At 62.4% G+C, this 18,655-nt stretch carries 13 protein-coding genes; 5 read left to right on the top strand and 8 right to left on the bottom strand.

Going from position 1 to position 18,655, the window contains the following annotated elements; genetic code table 11:
• Window positions 1-210: 210 nt before the first annotated feature.
• The 4 genes from rplL to Q0L48_RS15695 all read right to left on the bottom strand — a co-directional run bounded on the left by rplL (window position 211) and on the right by Q0L48_RS15695 (window position 2,466).
• Window positions 211-582 carry a 50S ribosomal protein L7/L12 gene (gene rplL, locus Q0L48_RS15710; protein ID WP_296722523.1) on the bottom strand — a complete coding sequence of 124 codons (372 nt, stop codon included), beginning with the start codon at window positions 580-582 and terminating at the stop codon, window positions 211-213.
• Between the two features lie 80 nt (window positions 583-662).
• Entirely contained in the window at window positions 663-1,175 is a 513-nt protein-coding gene (rplJ, locus tag Q0L48_RS15705; protein WP_296722521.1) for a 50S ribosomal protein L10, read from the bottom strand.
• Between the two features lie 497 nt (window positions 1,176-1,672).
• Entirely contained in the window at window positions 1,673-1,921 is a 249-nt protein-coding gene (locus Q0L48_RS15700) for a helix-turn-helix transcriptional regulator (protein ID WP_296722520.1), read from the bottom strand.
• Window positions 1,921-2,466 carry a DUF2975 domain-containing protein gene (locus tag Q0L48_RS15695; protein ID WP_296722518.1) on the bottom strand — a complete coding sequence of 182 codons (546 nt, stop codon included), beginning with the start codon at window positions 2,464-2,466 and terminating at the stop codon, window positions 1,921-1,923. The genes Q0L48_RS15700 and Q0L48_RS15695 overlap by 1 nt, the downstream gene beginning before the upstream one ends.
• Window positions 2,467-3,053: 587 nt before the next feature.
• Here Q0L48_RS15695 and rpoB point away from each other — a divergent pair.
• The 5 genes from rpoB to gltX all read left to right on the top strand — a co-directional run bounded on the left by rpoB (window position 3,054) and on the right by gltX (window position 14,146).
• On the top strand, window positions 3,054-7,253 hold the full coding sequence (gene rpoB, locus Q0L48_RS15690) for a DNA-directed RNA polymerase subunit beta (RefSeq protein ID WP_296722516.1): 4,200 nt from the start codon (window positions 3,054-3,056) through the stop codon (window positions 7,251-7,253).
• A gap of 82 nt (window positions 7,254-7,335) precedes the next feature.
• On the top strand, window positions 7,336-11,637 hold the full coding sequence (gene rpoC, locus Q0L48_RS15685; protein WP_296722515.1) for a DNA-directed RNA polymerase subunit beta': 4,302 nt from the start codon (window positions 7,336-7,338) through the stop codon (window positions 11,635-11,637).
• A 179-nt stretch (window positions 11,638-11,816) separates the two neighbouring features.
• Window positions 11,817-12,257, top strand: a complete 441-nt coding sequence (locus tag Q0L48_RS15680; RefSeq protein ID WP_296722513.1) for a DNA-directed RNA polymerase subunit beta' — start codon at window positions 11,817-11,819, stop codon at window positions 12,255-12,257.
• Window positions 12,258-12,298: 41 nt separating this feature from the next.
• The gene (locus Q0L48_RS15675; RefSeq protein WP_296722511.1) at window positions 12,299-12,754 is read left to right on the top strand and encodes a hypothetical protein; all 456 of its coding nucleotides are present in this window, start codon (window positions 12,299-12,301) and stop codon (window positions 12,752-12,754) included.
• Window positions 12,755-12,781: 27 nt separating this feature from the next.
• On the top strand, window positions 12,782-14,146 hold the full coding sequence (gene gltX, locus Q0L48_RS15670; protein WP_296722509.1) for a glutamate--tRNA ligase: 1,365 nt from the start codon (window positions 12,782-12,784) through the stop codon (window positions 14,144-14,146).
• Between the two features lie 7 nt (window positions 14,147-14,153).
• On the opposite strand, the gene Q0L48_RS15665 is transcribed toward gltX, so the two are convergent.
• The 4 genes from Q0L48_RS15665 to Q0L48_RS15650 all read right to left on the bottom strand — a co-directional run bounded on the left by Q0L48_RS15665 (window position 14,154) and on the right by Q0L48_RS15650 (window position 18,195).
• Window positions 14,154-14,378 (bottom strand): hypothetical protein, encoded by a 225-nt coding sequence (locus tag Q0L48_RS15665; protein ID WP_296722507.1) that lies wholly within the window; start codon window positions 14,376-14,378, stop codon window positions 14,154-14,156.
• A gap of 2 nt (window positions 14,379-14,380) precedes the next feature.
• Window positions 14,381-14,902: a hypothetical protein gene (locus Q0L48_RS15660; protein WP_296722505.1), complete on the bottom strand. Its 522-nt coding sequence runs from the start codon at window positions 14,900-14,902 to the stop codon at window positions 14,381-14,383.
• Window positions 14,903-14,904: 2 nt separating this feature from the next.
• On the bottom strand, window positions 14,905-16,893 hold the full coding sequence (locus Q0L48_RS15655; protein WP_296722503.1) for a BCCT family transporter: 1,989 nt from the start codon (window positions 16,891-16,893) through the stop codon (window positions 14,905-14,907).
• A gap of 75 nt (window positions 16,894-16,968) precedes the next feature.
• Window positions 16,969-18,195: an MFS transporter gene (locus Q0L48_RS15650; RefSeq protein WP_296722584.1), complete on the bottom strand. Its 1,227-nt coding sequence runs from the start codon at window positions 18,193-18,195 to the stop codon at window positions 16,969-16,971.
• Window positions 18,196-18,655: the final 460 nt, after the last annotated feature.

The raw sequence follows: 18,655 nt of genomic DNA, 5'->3' as shown, positions 1-18,655 counted from the left end.
CCGGCGACCTTGGCTGGTCAGCAAACCCCGCTAACGCTCATGCGTGAGGCGGTGCCGATTTAAAATTTCCTGCGCCGTCAGGGCCGCGATCAACGCTGGAGATTATTTCTGAAGGTCGCCCGCAAGGTCGCCCGCCGGCGTGATGAACAAAAAAGGCGGCGCCGTTGCCGGCGCCGCCTCGTTGGTTATCCGACAGAGCCGGAAGAAGGCTTACTTGAGCTCGACGGTGCCGCCGGCTTCTTCGATCTTCTTCTTTATTTCTTCGGCTTCGGTCTTGTTGATGCCTTCCTTAACGGCCTTCGGCGCGCTTTCCACGAGCGCCTTGGCTTCGGTCAGGCCGAGACCGGTGATCGCACGGACTTCCTTGATGACCTGGATCTTCTTCCCGCCGTCGCCGGTCAGGATGACGTCGAATTCGGTCTGCTCTTCGACAGCCTCGGCAGCAGCGGCCGGGCCGGCAGCAACCGCGACAGCAGCAGCGGCGCTCACGCCCCATGCTTCTTCAAGGGCCTTGGCAAGGTCAGCCGCCTCGAGGACGGTCAGCTTCGAAAGTTCTTCAACAAGCTTGGCAATATCAGCCATGATGGTTCACTCCAATTTGTGGCGGGGCCGGACACCATGTCCTGAACCCCGAGATTGTATCGTCTGGCGAAAAGCGTCTCTTACGCTGCCTTGTCCGCGTACGCGGCAAACACACGGGCGACCTTCGCGGCGGGCGCGGTAACGACCTGGGCGATTTTCGTCGCAGGTGCGTTGACCAGACCGACGAGCTTGGCGCGCAGTTCGTCGAGGCTGGGCATCGAGGCAAGCGCCCGGATCCCGGCTTCGTCGAGAACGACCGAACCCATCGAACCGCCGACGATTTCGAGCTTGTCATTCGTTTTGGCGAATTCGACAGCGGCCTTTGCAGCCGCGACCGGGTCAGTCGACCAGGCCAGCCCGACCGGACCGGTGAGCATGTCACCGAGCCCGACATAGTCGGTGTTTTCAAGAGCGAGATTGGCGAGACGGTTCTTCGCAACCTTGTAGGTGGCGCCAGCATCGCGCATCTTCAGGCGCAGGGCGGTGGACTGAGCCACCGTCATGCCGACGTTACGGGTGACAACCACCACAGCAACTTCGGAGAAGACCGCATTGAGCTGGGCAACCGCGTCGGCTTTCTGCGAACGATCCATGCCATACTCCTTCACTAATGGCCGCGCAGGATGGCTCCTGAACGACCGGCTACGTTGTCCATGGCAGAGCCGGGGCTCCGTCACGGGCGAGTCCGTCGAAAGGGAAGGAGGGTGTGTGCCGCCATCATGGCAGAGCACGCGGGCGGCTGCTTGCGCTGGGCCGCCGGAATCTCGTTTCCCCGTCTAGGCTGGAAATTAAGAAGGCCAGATTGCCCTCACCAACTGTCTCGGACGGATGACCGGCGAAACCTAACAAGGCCCGCCGGACAATCCCGTTAAGGGATCGGGGCTGGCCTCTACGGATTTGCGGCCGATAGTCAAGCATGGAACATTCCGGCGCGAAACATCCTTCTTGTGGTGGTCAACAACAAGGAGAAGAACGATGGGACGGAATGTTACCATAGGACTCGGAACGCTGATCATCATCCTGATCGTGGTTGCGCTGCTGTTCTGATGCAGGGGCGGGGATGCGTTCGGTCGCATCCCCGCGAGCCTTTTCAGCTTTCGCTTTCGGTCCCGGCATAAGCGAGCAGATCGCCCGGCTGGCAGTCCAGCTCGCGGCAGATTGCGGCCAGCGTGGAGAACCGGATCGCCTTGGCCTTGCCGGTTTTGAGGATCGACAGGTTGGCGAGCGTCAGGCCCACGCGCTCCGCCAGTTCGGTCAGCGTCATCCGGCGGGCGTGGAGCAGGTCGTCGAGCTTCACCATGATCCGGGTTCCTTCGAGATCGTCGTTGATGGGGGGCATCACACGGTCCCTTCCAGATCATCGCGCATCGCAGCGCCTTGGCGGAACACGCGGGCGAGGATGAACAGCACCAGCACCATCAGGATGCCGGTCAGATCGAATCTGGCGTCAATCGTAATGTCCTCGTGTCCGGCTTGATCGGCCCACTTGGCCACCAGCAGGCCGAGGCCCGCGGCAGGCAAGGACAGAAGCTGGGTGCCGAGCAGCAGCCAGGCCATCAGGTTCAACCGGTCGGCATTGGCCGGTGCGAAGGCGTCCCCTTCGGCCACCGTATCGATGATGGCCCGCAACTTGGCGAAGAAGACGAACAGGGCGATCACGATCGCCAGCACAGTCAGCAGCAGGCCTGCGATCGCCAGCATCGGCGCCTGATCCACCGGCACGCCGCTGCCGTCGGCAAAGCCGCTGACGAAATCGGCGCCGAAAATCAGGGCGAGGGGCAAGGTGATGGCGACAACCACGGCTGCGAGCGCCATCAAACCTTGCATGAACAATACGATCACCTTGCCTGCAAGCAGCAGCGGGTCGTGTCCGGGAGCTTTCATGGATTGTCTCCTTGATGCGATGAGGCTTAGGCCAGCGCGGGCAGGGGCAGGGGCAGCGCGGCTGAGGCCTGCGCCGGCGGCACAGTCACGATCGCGCCGATCGAGCCGAATGCGAGCGCGACGGCGGCGAGGGCGGTAAGAGCGCTGTTTGCGAAGCGGGGACATATCGTTCTCCTTGATTGGGCATATTGCGATTCGATAAGGAGTGTCTATCGGTGAGCGCGCATATCGTCAACCAATAATATTGAAAAACGATGCGGTTCGCATTGGATAACGCTAAATGGAGGCTCTGCGGCGGGTCGAGCCGGTCGGGGCGTTGACACCGGGCGGCGGCGATCCTACATGCGCCCCTCACGCAAGCTTCGAGCAAGACCGATTCATACGCGGGGATCGGTCCCGAAATGGAAGCGGCGGATAGCCAATTTCGCGATGCAAACAGAATGCTGCGGCCAGCGCCCACCGAAGAGGGGGGATGGCAATGCGGCGTTTTTGCGTCGGATCCGGCACGTTTTCTGCGTCGAACGACAGCGATTTTACCCGTCCGCGTGGCACCGTCGCGCGGCCCAATCAAAGAGGCCAACTCCTCCATGGCAACCAAGGCGAAGACGCCCGTCATCCGCAGCCGCAAGGCGCAGGGCACCGCGAAAAAGCGCATCCGCAAGATCTTCGGCGACATCCACGAAGTGGTGCAGATGCCGAACCTGATCGAGGTTCAGCGCGAAAGCTACGAGCAGTTCCTGCGTTCGGACAAGGCGACCGGCTATGTCTCGGGCCTCGAAAAGACGCTGCGTTCGGTGTTCCCGATCCGTGATTTCGCCGGCACTGCCGAGCTGGATTTCGTGCATTACGAACTCGAAGAGCCGAAGTACGACACCACCGAGTGCCGTCAGCGCGGCATCACCTATGCTGCCCCGATGAAGGTGACGCTGCGCCTGATCGTGTTCGAAGTGGATCAGGAAACCGAAACCCGCTCCGTCCTCGATATCAAGGAGCAGGATGTCTACATGGGCGACATGCCGCTCATGACGGATAACGGCACCTTCATCATCAACGGCACCGAGCGTGTGATCGTGTCGCAGATGCACCGTTCGCCGGGCGTGCTGTTCGATCACGATCGCGGCAAGACCCATTCGTCGGGCAAGCTGCTGTTTGCTGCCCGCGTGATCCCCTACCGCGGTTCGTGGCTCGATTTCGAATTCGACGCCAAGGACATCGTCAACGTCCGGATCGACCGCAAGCGCAAGCTTCCGGTCACGGCGCTGCTGTATTCGCTCGGCCTCGATGCCGAGGGCATTCTCTCGCACTTCTACAACACCGTGGTGTGGGACCGCGCCAAGGATGGCTGGAAGATTCCGTTCGTGGCCGAACAATGGCGCGGGTCGAAGCCGACCTTCCCGCTGATCGACGCTGCGACCGGTGAAGAAGTGTTTCCCGCCGGTACGAAGATTTCGCCGCGCGCCGCCAACAAGGCTGCCAAGGATGGCCTCGCCGATCTGTTGTTGCCGACCGAAGAAGTCGTCAGCCGCTACGCCGCGTGCGACATGATCGACGAGTCGACGGGCCGCATCTACATCGAAGCGGGCGATGAACTCACACTCGAACACGTCGAAGCCTTCGACAAGGCCGGGATCGACCGGCTCGAACTGCTCGACATCGATGAAATCAATACCGGGCCGTGGATTCGCAACACGCTGAAAGCCGACAAGGCCGAAAACCGTGATGAAGGCCTCGAGGCCATCTACAAGGTCATGCGTCCGGGCGAACCGCCGACGAAGGAAACTGCCGAAGCGCTGTTCGAAGGCCTGTTCTTCGATGCCGAACGCTATGACCTTTCGGCCGTGGGCCGCGTGAAGCTGAATATGCGTCTCGGCCTCGATGCCGAAGACACCGTGACCACTTTGCGCAAGGAAGATATCCTCGCCGTGGTCAAGGAACTGGTCGGCCTGAAGGATGGCAAGGGCGAAGTCGACGATATCGACAACCTCGGCAACCGCCGCGTGCGTTCGGTGGGCGAGCTGCTGGAAAACCAGTACCGCGTCGGCCTGCTGCGCATGGAGCGCGCCGTGAAGGAGCGCATGTCGTCGGTCGATGTTTCGACCGTGATGCCGAACGATCTGATCAACGCCAAGCCGGCTGTGGCTGCGGTGCGCGAATTCTTCGGCTCCTCGCAGCTGTCGCAGTTTATGGACCAGACCAACCCGCTCTCGGAAGTCACCCACAAGCGCCGCGTTTCGGCCTTGGGCCCGGGTGGTCTGACGCGTGAGCGCGCAGGCTTCGAAGTGCGCGACGTTCACCCGACCCATTATGGCCGCATCTGCCCGATCGAAACGCCGGAAGGCCCGAACATCGGTCTGATCAACTCGCTGGCGAGCTTCAGCCGGGTCAACAAGTACGGCTTCATCGAAACCCCCTACCGCAAGGTGGTGGACGGCAACGTGACGACCGACGTGATCTACCTTTCCGCAATGGAAGAGCAGAAGCACACCGTCGCGCAGGCTTCGGCCGAGCTGAACGAAGACGGCAGCTTCGTCGAGGAACTGGTTTCGGCCCGCCACAACGGTGACAACCTGATGGCGCCGCGTGAACACGTGACGCTGATGGACGTTTCGCCCAAGCAGCTGGTTTCGGTCGCCGCCTCGCTGATTCCGTTCCTGGAAAACGATGACGCCAACCGCGCGTTGATGGGATCGAACATGCAGCGCCAGGCCGTGCCGCTGGTCAAGGCAGAAGCGCCTTGGGTCGGCACCGGGATGGAAGAAACCGTGGCGCGTGATAGCGGCGCGGCGATTGCCGCCCGTCGCGGCGGGATCGTCGATCAGGTGGACGCCACCCGTATCGTGATCCGCGCGATCGGCGATGTCGAACCCGGCCAGTCCGGGGTGGACATCTACACGCTGCAGAAGTTCCAGCGCTCCAACCAGAACACCTGCATCAACCAGCGTCCGCTGGTGAAGGTGGGCGACGTGATCGAACAGGGCGACATCATTGCCGATGGCCCCTCGACCGATCTCGGCGAGTTGGCGCTCGGCAAGAACAGCCTCGTCGCGTTCATGCCGTGGAATGGCTACAACTACGAAGACTCGATCCTGATCAGCGAACGTATTGTGAAGGACGACGTCTTCACCTCGATCCACATCGAGGAATTCGAAGTCATGGCGCGCGACACCAAGCTCGGGCCGGAAGACATCACCCGCGACATTCCCAATGTCGGCGAGGAAGCGCTGCGCAACCTCGACGAAGCGGGCATCGTCTATATCGGCGCAGAAGTGCACCCCGGTGATATCCTCGTGGGCAAGATCACGCCCAAGGGTGAAAGCCCGATGACCCCGGAAGAAAAGCTGCTGCGCGCGATCTTCGGTGAAAAGGCTTCGGATGTGCGTGACACCTCGCTGCGGCTGCCGCCGGGCGTTGCGGGCACCATCGTCGAAGTCCGGGTGTTCAACCGCCACGGGATCGAGATCGACGACCGTACCCGTGCGATCCAGAACGAGGAAATCGAACGCCTCCGCAAGGATGCCGCCGACGAACGTGCCATCCTCAACCGTGCGACCTACAACCGCCTGCGTGACATGCTGATCGGCCAGACCGCATCGGCTGCCCCGAAGGGTTCGAAGAAGGGCGTCGAGATCACCGAGGAAATGCTCGAGGAAATCGAACGTCACGAATGGTTCAAGTTCGCGGTCGCCGATGACAATCGTCAGACACAGATCGAAGCGGTGAAGACCCAGTACGACGAAGCCGTAGCGGTGATCGATGCCAAGTTCGCGGACCGCAAGGAAAAGCTGGAACGCGGCGATGAACTCGCCCCGGGCGTGCTCAAGATGGTCAAGGTGTTCGTCGCGGTGAAGCGCAAGCTGCAGCCGGGCGACAAGATGGCCGGCCGTCACGGGAACAAGGGCGTGATCAGCCGCATCCTGCCGGCCGAGGACATGCCGTTCCTCGAAGACGGGACACCGGTCGATCTGGTGCTCAACCCGCTGGGCGTGCCGTCGCGCATGAACGTCGGGCAGATCTTCGAAACGCACCTCGGCTTTGCGGCACGTGCATTGGGCCACGAGATCAAGGCAAAGCTGGAGGAATGGCATGCCGCCAATCCGAACGCTGCCGAAGATTACGCCAATGTTCCGCCGCCGGCTGCGGTCGTGGATCGTCTCAAGGACATCTACGGCGAGCAGTATTTCGAGGATCTCGACAGCCGCACCACGGCCGATATCGTCGAACTGGCGGGCAACCTCGAAGCAGGCGTTCCGATGGGGACCCCGGTGTTCGACGGTGCGCGCGAGCCGGACGTGTCGGAAATGCTGATCAAGGCAGGGATCGACTCCTCAGGTCAGTCCACGCTGTATGACGGCCGCACTGGCGAGGCGTTCGACCGCAAGGTCACCGTGGGCATCATCTACATGCTCAAGCTGCACCACTTGGTCGACGACAAGATCCACGCGCGTTCGATCGGGCCGTACAGCCTCGTCACCCAGCAGCCGCTGGGCGGTAAGGCGCAGTTCGGTGGACAGCGTTTCGGCGAAATGGAAGTCTGGGCGCTGCAGGCTTACGGCGCGGCCTACACTTTGCAGGAAATGCTGACGGTGAAGTCCGATGACGTGGTCGGCCGCACCAAGGTCTACGAAGCGATCGTCAAGGGTGACGATACCTTCGAGGCCGGTATCCCTGAGAGCTTCAACGTGCTCGTCAAGGAAATGCGCTCGCTGGGTCTGAACGTCGAATTGAAGTCGATCCTCGACGAGGATGACGGCGACCAGACCGATTACAGCGCGATCGCAGCGGAATAGAGGCGCGGCGGGCCGGGACGTAAGTTTCCGGCTCCCGCACCCCTCGCCCATCTGAATTCATCCCATCAGCGGGAAGCAAGTCATGAACGAACTCACGAAATTCACCAACCAGCTGGCGAAGCCCGAAACTTTCGACCAGATCCAGATCGGCATCGCCAGCCCCGAGCGTATTCGCTCGTGGTCCTACGGCGAGATCAAGAAGCCGGAAACCATCAACTACCGCACGTTCAAGCCCGAACGTGACGGCTTGTTCTGCGCGCGCATCTTCGGCCCTGTGAAGGATTACGAGTGCCTGTGCGGCAAGTACAAGCGCATGAAGTACAAGGGCGTCGTCTGCGAAAAGTGCGGCGTCGAAGTCACCGTCACCAAGGTGCGCCGCGAGCGCATGGGCCACATCGAACTGGCCGCGCCGGTTGCGCATATCTGGTTCCTGAAGTCGCTGCCGTCGCGCATCGGCCTGCTGCTCGACATGCAGCTGAAGCAGCTGGAGCGCATTCTCTACTTCGAAAGCTACGTCGTGATCGAGCCGGGCCTGACCCCGCTCGAAAAGTACCAGTTGCTGACCGAAGACGAACTGCTCGAAGCGCAGGACGAATATGGCGAGGACGCCTTCAGCGCCAGCATCGGCGCGGAAGCCGTGCAGATCATGCTGGCCGAACTCGATCTCGAGAACGAGCGCGACGTGCTGATGGAAGAGCTCGCGACCACCAAGTCGCTGCTCAAGCCCAAGAAGATCATCAAGCGGCTGAAGGTCGTCGAAAGCTTCATCGATTCGGGCAACCGCCCCGAGTGGATGATCCTCGAAGTGATCCCCGTGATCCCGCCCGAACTGCGCCCGCTGGTGCCGCTCGATGGTGGCCGTTTCGCGACGTCCGATCTCAACGATCTCTATCGCCGCGTCATCAACCGCAACAATCGTCTGAAGCGCCTGATCGAACTGCGTGCGCCGGACATCATCGTCCGCAACGAAAAGCGGATGCTGCAGGAAGCGGTTGACGCCCTGTTCGACAATGGCCGCCGTGGCCGCGTGATCACCGGCGCCAACAAGCGCCCGCTGAAGTCGCTGTCCGATATGCTCAAGGGCAAGCAGGGCCGCTTCCGTCAGAACCTGCTCGGCAAGCGCGTCGACTATTCGGGCCGTTCGGTGATCGTGACCGGGCCTGAGCTCAAGCTGCACCAGTGCGGCCTGCCCAAGAAAATGGCGCTCGAACTGTTCAAGCCGTTCATCTACGCGCGTCTGGATGCCAAGGGTTTGTCCATGACCCTGAAGCAGGCCAAGAAGTGGGTCGAGAAGGAGCGCAAGGAAGTCTGGGACATCCTCGACGAGGTGATCCGCGAACACCCGGTGCTGCTCAACCGCGCGCCGACGCTGCACCGCTTAGGCATTCAGGCGTTCGAGCCCGTCCTGATCGAAGGCAAGGCGATCCAGCTGCACCCGCTGGTCTGCTCGGCCTTCAACGCCGACTTCGATGGCGACCAGATGGCGGTCCACGTGCCGCTTTCGCTGGAAGCCCAGCTCGAAGCGCGCGTGCTGATGATGTCGACCAACAACATCCTCTCGCCCGCCAACGGCAAGCCGATCATCGTGCCTTCGCAGGACATGGTTCTGGGGATCTACTATCTCTCGATGGAGCGGCAGGAGAAGTTCCCGGAATACCTCGAAAACGCCGATGGCACCAAGGTCGAGCGCCTGCCGCGCTTCTCCGACATGGCCGAAGTGCACCAGGCACTCGAAGCCAAGGCGGTCACGCTGCACACCCGCATTCTCGCCCGCGTTCCGCAGGCCGACGAATCCGGCAAGGTTTCGATGCAGCGTTTCGAAACCACTCCGGGCCGGATGCTGATCGGCGAATGCCTGCCCAAGAACTACAAGGTGCCGTTCGACATCATCAACCGCCTGCTCACCAAGCGTGAGATCGGCGACGTGATCGATCAGGTTTACCGCCACACCGGCCAGAAGGACACGGTGCTGTTCGCCGACGCGATCATGAGCCTCGGCTTCCGCTATGCTTTTAAGGCCGGGATCAGCTTCGGCAAGGATGACATGATCATCCCCGACGCCAAGATCAAACTGGTGGACGAGACCAAGGATCTGGTGGCCGGATACGAGCAGCAGTATCAGGACGGTCTGATCACGCAGCAGGAAAAGTACAACAAGGTGATCGACGCCTGGTCGAAGTGCGGTGACATGGTCGCAGACGCGATGATGGCCGAGATCAAGGCGACTCCGATCGATGCAGAAACGGGCAAGGAAGCCCAGATCAACTCGATCTACATGATGAGCCACTCCGGTGCGCGTGGTTCGCCAGCGCAGATGAAGCAGCTTGCGGGGATGCGCGGGCTGATGGCCAAGCCTTCGGGCGAGATCATCGAGACGCCGATCATCTCGAACTTCAAGGAAGGTCTGACCGTTCTTGAATACTTCAACTCCACCCACGGCGCTCGTAAGGGCCTCGCGGATACGGCGTTGAAGACGGCAAACTCGGGTTACCTCACCCGCCGTCTGGTCGACGTGTCGCAGGATTGCGTCATCGTCGAGGAAGATTGCGGCACGGAAAACGCGCTCGAAATGCGCGCCATCGTTCAGGGCGGTTCGGTGATCGCCTCGCTCGGCGAGCGCATTCTCGGACGCACGACGATGGAAGACATCGTCAACGCCGCGACCGGAGAGGTTATCGTTCCGAAGCTGACCCTGCTGGACGAACCGATGGTCAAGGCGATCGAGGATGCCGAAGTGCAGTCGGCCCGGATCCGTTCGCCGCTGATCTGCGAAGCCGAACAGGGTGTCTGCGGCACCTGCTACGGACGCGATCTGGCCCGCGGAACGCCGGTCAATATCGGTGAGGCCGTCGGCGTCATCGCGGCGCAATCGATCGGTGAACCCGGCACCCAGCTGACGATGCGGACGTTCCACATCGGCGGCGCGGCGCAGCTCAACGAAACTTCGCACCTCGAGGCGATTTCGGATGGCCGCGTCGAGCTTCGCGACATGCCTACCATCACCGACAAGCGCGGTCGTATCCTCAGCCTTGCCCGCAACGGCGAGATTGCGGTGATCGACGCCGAAGGTCGTGAGCGCGAGATGCACAAGGTGCCTTACGGTACGGTGCTGATGTTCAAGGATGGCGAGCACGTGAAGATCGGCGCTCGTCTGGCCGAGTGGGATCCGTTCACCTTGCCAATCATCACCGAGCAATCGGGCGTGGTTAAGTATCAGGATCTGGCCGAGGGCATCACGCTCGAGGAAGCGGTCGATGATGCCACCGGCATTGCGCAGCGCGTGGTGACCGAAAACCGGGCGACGGGTCGCAAGAAGAAGGAAGACCTGCGTCCGCGCCTCACCCTGCTGGCCGAAGGCTCGGGTGAGATCGAAGCGGCACGTTACATGCTCGCTCCGGGCACCACCCTGTCGGTCGAGGATGGCCAGACGGTTGAAGGGGGCGACATTCTCGCCCGTGCCAGCCGCGAAGCCGCCAAGACCCGCGACATCACGGGCGGTCTGCCGCGCGTGGCCGAACTGTTCGAGGCGCGCATGCCCAAGGACGTGTCGGTTATCGCCAAGATTTCCGGACGGATCGAATTCGTCCGCGAATACAAGGCGAAGCGCAAGATCGCGATCATTCCCGAGGAAGGCGATCCGGTGGAATACCTGATCGCCAAGACCAAGGTGATCGACGTGCAGGAAGGCGATTTCGTGAAGAAGGGTGACACCCTTGTTTCCGGCTCGCCCAACCCGCACGACATCCTTGAAGTGATGGGCGTCGAAGCTCTGGCCGAATATCTCGTCAACGAGATCCAGGAAGTCTATCGCTTGCAGGGCGTGAAGATCAACGACAAGCACATCGAGGTGATCGTTCGCCAGATGCTGCAGAAGGTCGAGATCACCGATGGCGGGGACACCACCCTGCTGCCGGGCGAGCAGGTCGATCTGGCGGAAATGCTGGAGATCAACGGCAAGCTGGGCAAGGGCAAGCAGGGCGCGAGCGGTACTCCGGTGCTTCTCGGGATCACCAAGGCTTCGCTCCAGACGCGCAGCTTCATTTCGGCGGCCTCGTTCCAGGAAACCACCCGCGTGCTGACGCAGGCGGCGGTCGAAGGGAAGAAGGACACGCTGATCGGGCTGAAGGAAAACGTGATCGTCGGCCGTCTCATCCCCGCCGGTACCGGCGCGGGCATGAACCGCCTGCGTGTCACCGCCAACAGCCGCGACGCCGCGCTGAAGGCCGCATGGAAGAAGCAGCAGGACGCGCTTGCCGCAACCGGCCAGCGTGAAGCCGAACCGGCACCGGATGCGGTCGGATCGGAAGAGAAGATGAAGGCGGCGATGGCAGCGATGGCGGCCGCGGCCCCGGCTGCCGATGCGGAGGACGCCGGCGAGGAATAAACCCCTCTCGCGCACCCGCGTGACGCAATGAGAGACCCCGTCGGAGCTTCGGTTCCGGCGGGGTTTCCTTTGGCCGGTTCGCGTGCCCCTCCGGCTGCAGTAAATCCGCTATTGCAAATCACTCGCATAAAGCCTAGCCCGATGTCCGTCCCATCGGCGCCCAACATCAGCGAGGTTTCATGTCCCGGCAGCTCCCGTCCTCCGCCAAGGCCCGCGATATCGTTGCCGCGCTGGCCGCTCCGCCGCGCATCGAGCAGTTGGGTCCGATCGCGGGGCGTTTCATCCATGCTCTGCGGCTGATCGCGCTGCATGAACGGATGGGGCGTGACCCCGTGCCCGAACTGGCAGTCAGACTCGGAAGCGTCGACGTCGCCGCCAAATCGCTGATCCTGGCGCAGACCATCTCCGCGAACTGGCCGGAAAACATTCATGTCTCGCGCTTTTGCTGCCGTCTGATGAGCCACGACGAAGCGACTATCGGCGCATTTGTCGACGCCGCTGCCGCTGCGGACCGGATCGGCTTCGAAGCTGCGCTTACCGGTCTGATCCGCAACGACCGGCTGCACCGCCTGTGGGAAGGGGCGCTGGCGCTCGCCGCGGCTGAACTGCGGGCCGTCTGATTTCGGCTCGCACGCCGCCGAAGTGATGGTAGGCGGTATACATGAAGAAGCTCATTCCTCTCGCCTGCCTCGCACTGCTCGCCTGCGGCCCCAACCGCGAAATTTCGACTGCGCCCGATACCGCGCCGAACAATCCACCTGCGGGTTCTCCCGTCGTCACGCCGGTCGTCAGCCTTGTCGGCGAATATCGCGTCGCCGGAATTGACGGCGCGCCGATCGATGCGCCTATCGGCCTTGCCCTGACGGTCACAGACAGCCGCATCATCTTCGATGCAGCCTGCGGCGGATTTGCGTGGGATTACGCGCTCGAAGGGAGCGCCCTCGCAACAACCCGCGTTGTTTCGCCCGCGCCCGATTGTCTTGCACGCACGAGCTCTCCCCGCGTCGTCTTCGATCTCGCTGCGGTGATTGATGCTGTCAGCGAGGCGCAGCGCACGCCCTCGAACGGGATCGAATTGGCGGGCGGTGGCCGATCCGTCACGCTCTACTCGCAATAGTGCTCAAGCCGCGCTAACGGGCGAGCCATGAGCACCATCACCCGTTTCGCCCCGTCGCCCACCGGCCGCCTGCATGTCGGCAATATCCGCACTGCGCTGCACAACTGGATGTTGGCGCGCAAGGCCGGAGGCAGCTTCATCCTGCGCATCGACGATACCGATGCGGCCCGCAGCCGCGAGGAATATGTCGACGCAATCAAGGCTGACCTCACCTGGCTCGGCCTCGATTGGGATCGCGAGGAACGCCAGTCACATCGGCTGGAGCGCTACGAGGATGCTTTCGCGCGGCTCAAGGACGCTGGCCGGATATACCCCTGTTACGAAAGCGCGCAGGAGCTGGAGATCAAGCGCAAGATTGCGCTCGGCCGGGGATTGCCGCCGATCTATGACCGCGCTGCGCTGGGCCTGACGGAAGCCGAACGCGCCGGGAAGGAGGCGGAAGGCACGCCAGCGCACTGGCGCTTCCTGCTCGACCATGAAGAGCCGATCACGTGGGAGGACGGCGTTCGCGGGCCGCAGAAATTCGACGCTGCGCAGCTTTCCGATCCGGTCATCCGCCGCGCCGATGGTTCATGGCTCTACATGATGCCGAGTGCGGTCGACGACATTGATATGGGCACCACGCAGGTGCTGCGCGGCGAGGATCACGTTTCCAACACAGCGGTGCAAATTCAGATCTTTACTGCACTTTTTGCTGCAGGCTTTGCTGCGGCAGAAAGTGCAGCAAAAAAGGTGCCCTCCTTTGCCCATGAAGCACTGCTGGTCGGGCGCGAGGGGAAGCTGTCGAAGCGGCTCGGTTCGCTCAGCAGCGATGCCTTGCGCGAGCGCGGGATCGAGCCCGAGGCTGTGGTCGCCCTGCTGGCCCGGCTCGGCACATCGCTGCCGGTCGAACCGATCGCGGATCGCGCGGCGCTGATTGCCGGCTTCGATCTTTCGACCTTCGGCCGCGCGCCCGCCAAGTTCGATGAGGAAGACCTTGAGCGCCTCAACGCCGCGATCGTCCATCAACTGGATTTCGAAGCGGTGAGAGCGCGTTTGCCCCACGGCATGGACGAGGCTGGCTGGCACGCGATCCGTCCCAACCTTGCCCATGTCGATGAGGCCGCCGAGTGGTGGCGGCTGGTGACCGGCCCGATCGAGCAACCCGAACTTTCGGACGAAGACCGTGGCTATCTCGCCGCTGCCGCTGCGACGCTTGAATGGGGAAGCGATCCGTGGGGCGGTCTGACTGCGGCGCTGAAGAGTTCCACCGACCGCAAGGGCAGGGGCCTGTTTCTCCCGCTACGGCAGGCTCTCACAGGCATGGACCATGGCCCGGACATGGGCGAATTGCTCCCCCTGATCGGTGAAAGCGAAGCCCGTGCGCGGCTGGAGCGGGCGGCGGGTCAATAGTACCGGGTCAGTCAGTGCACTCCCGATCCGTCTTCAGAAGGATGACGGCTTCTTCTTCGTCCACCAGCATCAGTCGCGGCGGCGTATCGAGGCCGAGCTTGTCCGCCATCTCGTTCTCGGTCCGGGTCAGATCACGGCAGGCCGCCGCAAGCCGCTGACGGGTGCGCTGGGGGAGCGCCGAAAAGCGGGGAACGCCGCGGCGCCTGGTAAAAAGCTTGTCCAAAAGTGACATCGCTAAAACCCTCCGCGATGGAAAGGCAGGATCAGCAAGGCGATTGCTTGCAGAAGGAGAGCGAGCAGGATCAACCGGAGCGCCCATGTCCGGCGGATCGCGCTGATCGCATTGCCCTTCAGCAGCTCTTCATAGGCCACGGCATAGCTTGCCGCGAGAACGCCCCTCGTTCTCTCACTGTCATCCGCACCGTCATTACCACCGCGCGCTCCGCCCCCGGCGGCAAGATCGGGCAGCCGCGGAGGCTCATGATAGACGAACAGCCACTCTGACAGCAGCACCTGATAAGCCGAGGCAGCCAGCGCCGCCACCGAGCAAGTGGCGAGGCAAAGGACAGCCAAGGTCGAGATATGCCCCAGTCGGGCAACGTCGATCTCAACGCTCAGCGTGCCAAGAGCGTACACCGCGAAGGAAAGGGCCGCGACCGGCGTGCTGAGGCTGCCCCGGATCGCCTCCCGCCGCGACTTTTCGGCAAAGAACATCTGCCGGGCGTGTTCCAGATGTTGATCGTCAACCTTCGCCATGTTCATCGCATCCTGCGCGTATGGCGGAAGCGCGCGTAGCGGTTGAGCAGATCGTTGATCAGCTGGTCTTGCGTGAAGCCGGTAACGTCGTGCGGCTGGTCGCCCTCCGAACTATGCGCCATCACCCGGAAGTGGCGCTGTTCCGCACCCGATGATTGGGGCCGCTCGAGCCAGATAAAACTGGGCGACAGGAAGCTTCGCGACCGCAGCGTGTACTGGAAATCGCCCCGTTCGCCGTGCGGGATGCGCAGGTCGAGCCGGCCTTCTTCCTCCGACAAGTGCGGTGAAAAGCCGCTCTCGCGCATCTGATCGGCGACTGCATCCAGCGCCGGGCGAGCGGTCGAACCGATGTAACTTGCGATTTCGTCGGCGCTGAAGTGATGCATCAGCGATATCAGCCGCTGCTGCCAGCTGAGTTCGGGATCGGTGGCGGCCGTTTCGGCATTGGAAAGATCGATGGCGGAATCGGCGCTCTCCATCTGCAACGCCCGCAGCAGACCGACACAGATGAAAATCATCACGACGGCAAATGGCAGGGCACTGGCGATGGCGGCGGTCTGCAGCGCCTGCAGCCCGCCGGCGATCAGCAACACGCCGGCAATGGTGCCGGCGCAAACAGCCCAGAAAATGCGCTGCCACACCGGCGGGTGTTCGGCCGCGCCCGATGTAATCGTGTCCATCACCAGAGCGCCGGAATCCGCCGACGTGACGAAAAACGTGATCACCAGCAGAGTCGCGATGAACGACGTCACAGCGCCGAATGGCAGCGCGGCCAAGGTCTCGAACAGGGCGACGGGAAGGTTGGCAAGCGCAGTTTCGGCAATGGGCGCGACCCCGCTCATGTCGAGCGCGATCGCGGTGTTGCCGAACACCGTCATCCACAGGAAGCTGAACAATACCGGCACCAGCAACACGCCGCCGATGAATTCGCGGATCGTCCGGCCCCGCGAGATCCGGGCGATGAACATGCCGACGAATGGCGACCAAGCGATCCACCATCCCCAATAGAACAGCGTCCAGTCGCCGAGCCACGGGTTCGGCTCGTAGGCGTAAAGACGAAAGGTGCGCTGGATCAGCGAATCGAGATAGGCGCCGATATTCTGCAGATAGGCGTCGAGCAGGAAGATCGTCGGCCCGGCAAACAGGACGAAGCCGAGCAACAGCACCGCCAGGATGATGTTGAGTTCGGACAGGCGCTTCACCCCTTTGTCCAGCCCGAGGAACACCGACAGGGTGGCGATGGCGGTGATCATCGCGATCAGCAGCAATTGCGTCGTCGCCGAAACGGGAACGCCGAACAGGTAGGCGAGGCCGGCATTCACCTGCAGAACGCCTAGGCCCAGCGACGTGGCCACGCCGAACATCGTGCCGATAACCGCGAAGATGTCCACCGAATGGCCGATCGGCCCATGGATGCGGCGCCCGATCAGAGGATAGAGCGGCGAACGCGGTGCCAGCGGCAGCCCGCGGCGGAACGAGAAATACGCCAGCGCAAGGCCGACCACGATGTAGATCGCCCAGGCGTGCAGCCCCCAGTGCAGGAAGGTCAGAACCATCGCCTGACGTGCCGCCTCGAACGTGCCGCCTTCGCCGATTGGCGGAGCGGCATAGTGCTGGATGGGTTCGGCAACGCCGAAGAACACCAGCCCGATTCCCATTCCCGCGCTGAACAGCATCGCGAACCAGGAAAGATAGCTGTAATCGGGCTCGCTCTCGTCCGGGCCGAGCTTCACATCGCCGTGGCGGCTGAACATCAGATAGATGACAAAGATCAGAAACCCGGCGACCGCGGCAACGTAGAACCAGCCGAAGTCCGCCACGATGAACGCTTGCACGCGGGCGAACAGCACCGCCGCCGGCTGCGCGAACACAGCGCCGAAAGCGGCGAACAGCAGGATCAACGCCGCCGAGGTATAGAAGACCGGCGGGTTGACCGCGATACGCGCGCTTTTTCGCAAGGGCGCGGCTTCTTTCAGAACCGGATCGGACAAGTTTTCTTCCTGCTGTCTTCTGATCTCCCCAACGAAACGCAGCGAACGGCGCTGTGTTCAAAAAAACCCGAAACGCTAATCAGCGGCGCGCGGAAGCGGATCCAGTTCGGCAGCCGCAGGCGTGGTGCGCGGCAGGATCTGGTAGGGATGTTGCAGCTCGCTCGGCACCGGCTCGCCGCGGAACTGTCGCCACAATGCGAACATGAGCGCCAGCAGGGCGCAGCCGCCGATGAACAGGAACAATCCTCCGACACCGACAGCCATCATCACCCCCGAAGCCGCCGTCGGCCCGACCGCTGCCCCGACCGAATAGATCAGCACAAGCCCGCCGCTTGCACTCACCCGCTGCTCGGCATTCAGGTGATCATTCGTGTGCGCAACGCAGAGCGGATAGAGCGCAAAGCTCAGCCCGCCGAACGCCGCCCCCAGGATCATGAGCATGGCGCCCGGACGCGCAAGCCACCCCAGCGCGCCGCAGACCACTGTTGTGCCCAGCAGCGTCGCCACGATGACCGCGCGCCGATCGAACCGATCGGACAGCCACCCGACCGGCCACTGGAGCGCGACCCCTCCGGCGATCACCGCGCTCATGAACAGCGCCACTTCCGACATCTCCAGGCCCACGCGGCGCGAATAGACAGCGCCCAGACCGTAGAATGCGCCGAGCATCAGCCCGGTCATGCCGCACCCTGCCACCCCCAGCGGCGATGCGGCGTAAAGGCCGCGGATCGTAAGCGGCGATTGCTGCGCCACGACCGGTTCCTGCAGGCGGGTGAGTGCGATCGGCAGAACCGATAGGGAAACGAGCAGCGACGATGCTACGAACGGGGCTGCGACAAACGTATCGAGATTGAGCAGGAATTGTCCGAGCGCCTGCCCGGCATAAAGCGAGATCATGTAAGCCGCGAGAACCAAGCCGCGGGTGCTGGGTTCCGCCCGCTCGTTCAGCCAGCTTTCGAGGCAAATGAACACGGCTGCGATGCACAGCCCGTCGACGAAGCGCAGCAGAGCCCAGAACCCTGCATTTTGGAACAGCGCATAGGCAAGCGTGGTCGCAGAAAGCAGCGATACCGCTGCTGCAAAGGTGCGGATATACCCCACGCGGCGGATGATCGGGGAGGCACGCAAAGCCCCGATGGTGAGACCTGCGAAATAGGATGTCGCCACAAGACCGATGATCCCGGCCCGCAACCCTGCGCTTTCCAGTCGGAAGCTGACCAGCGTGGACATGACGCCATTGCCCGCCATCAGCATGAAAATGGCAAGCAGCATGCTGCGAGTGGGGATGATCGAACTGAGCATGGTGGGTGAATAGCCCATGATCCGCTCTGTTCCGAGCGGTGTCTCGCTGAGGTGGGGCGATCGGCGAAGGCCTCGCCCGAAATGATGCGGCTTTGCCCTGTGCCATGTACCGGCACCACGAAGCACTGGCGAACCTACACCGTGACCTCGCGGCATGCGGCGCAGAAAGCGGCAGCCTCACCCGAGAGCGCCCAGCCGCCCGACGGCCCGAAACGGCGACATCGCGCCGACTTTTCGGCAGAGTGGTGCCAGAAGAGGATTGCCTCATCTGGCTAGAAAACGGCGGATTTCTGCGGTTTTAGGTCGCCTCAGTATGTGCCTTTATGTGCCAGTCCCCTGTGCATTGCGCAAGGGCCTGGTAGATGTGAGTCCAGAAGAGGACTCGAAAAATCCATATCGGACACTTTTAGAGCGTTTTCCGCTCATTCTGGTTCATAGCCGCATGATCTGAAGTAATTGG

Origin of the sequence: Erythrobacter sp. (assembly GCF_024305245.1) — a bacterium.
Classification (GTDB): Bacteria; Pseudomonadota; Alphaproteobacteria; order Sphingomonadales; family Sphingomonadaceae; genus Erythrobacter.
Note: the sequence above shows the minus strand (reverse complement) of the source record. Positions and strands in the feature narration are given on the sequence as shown.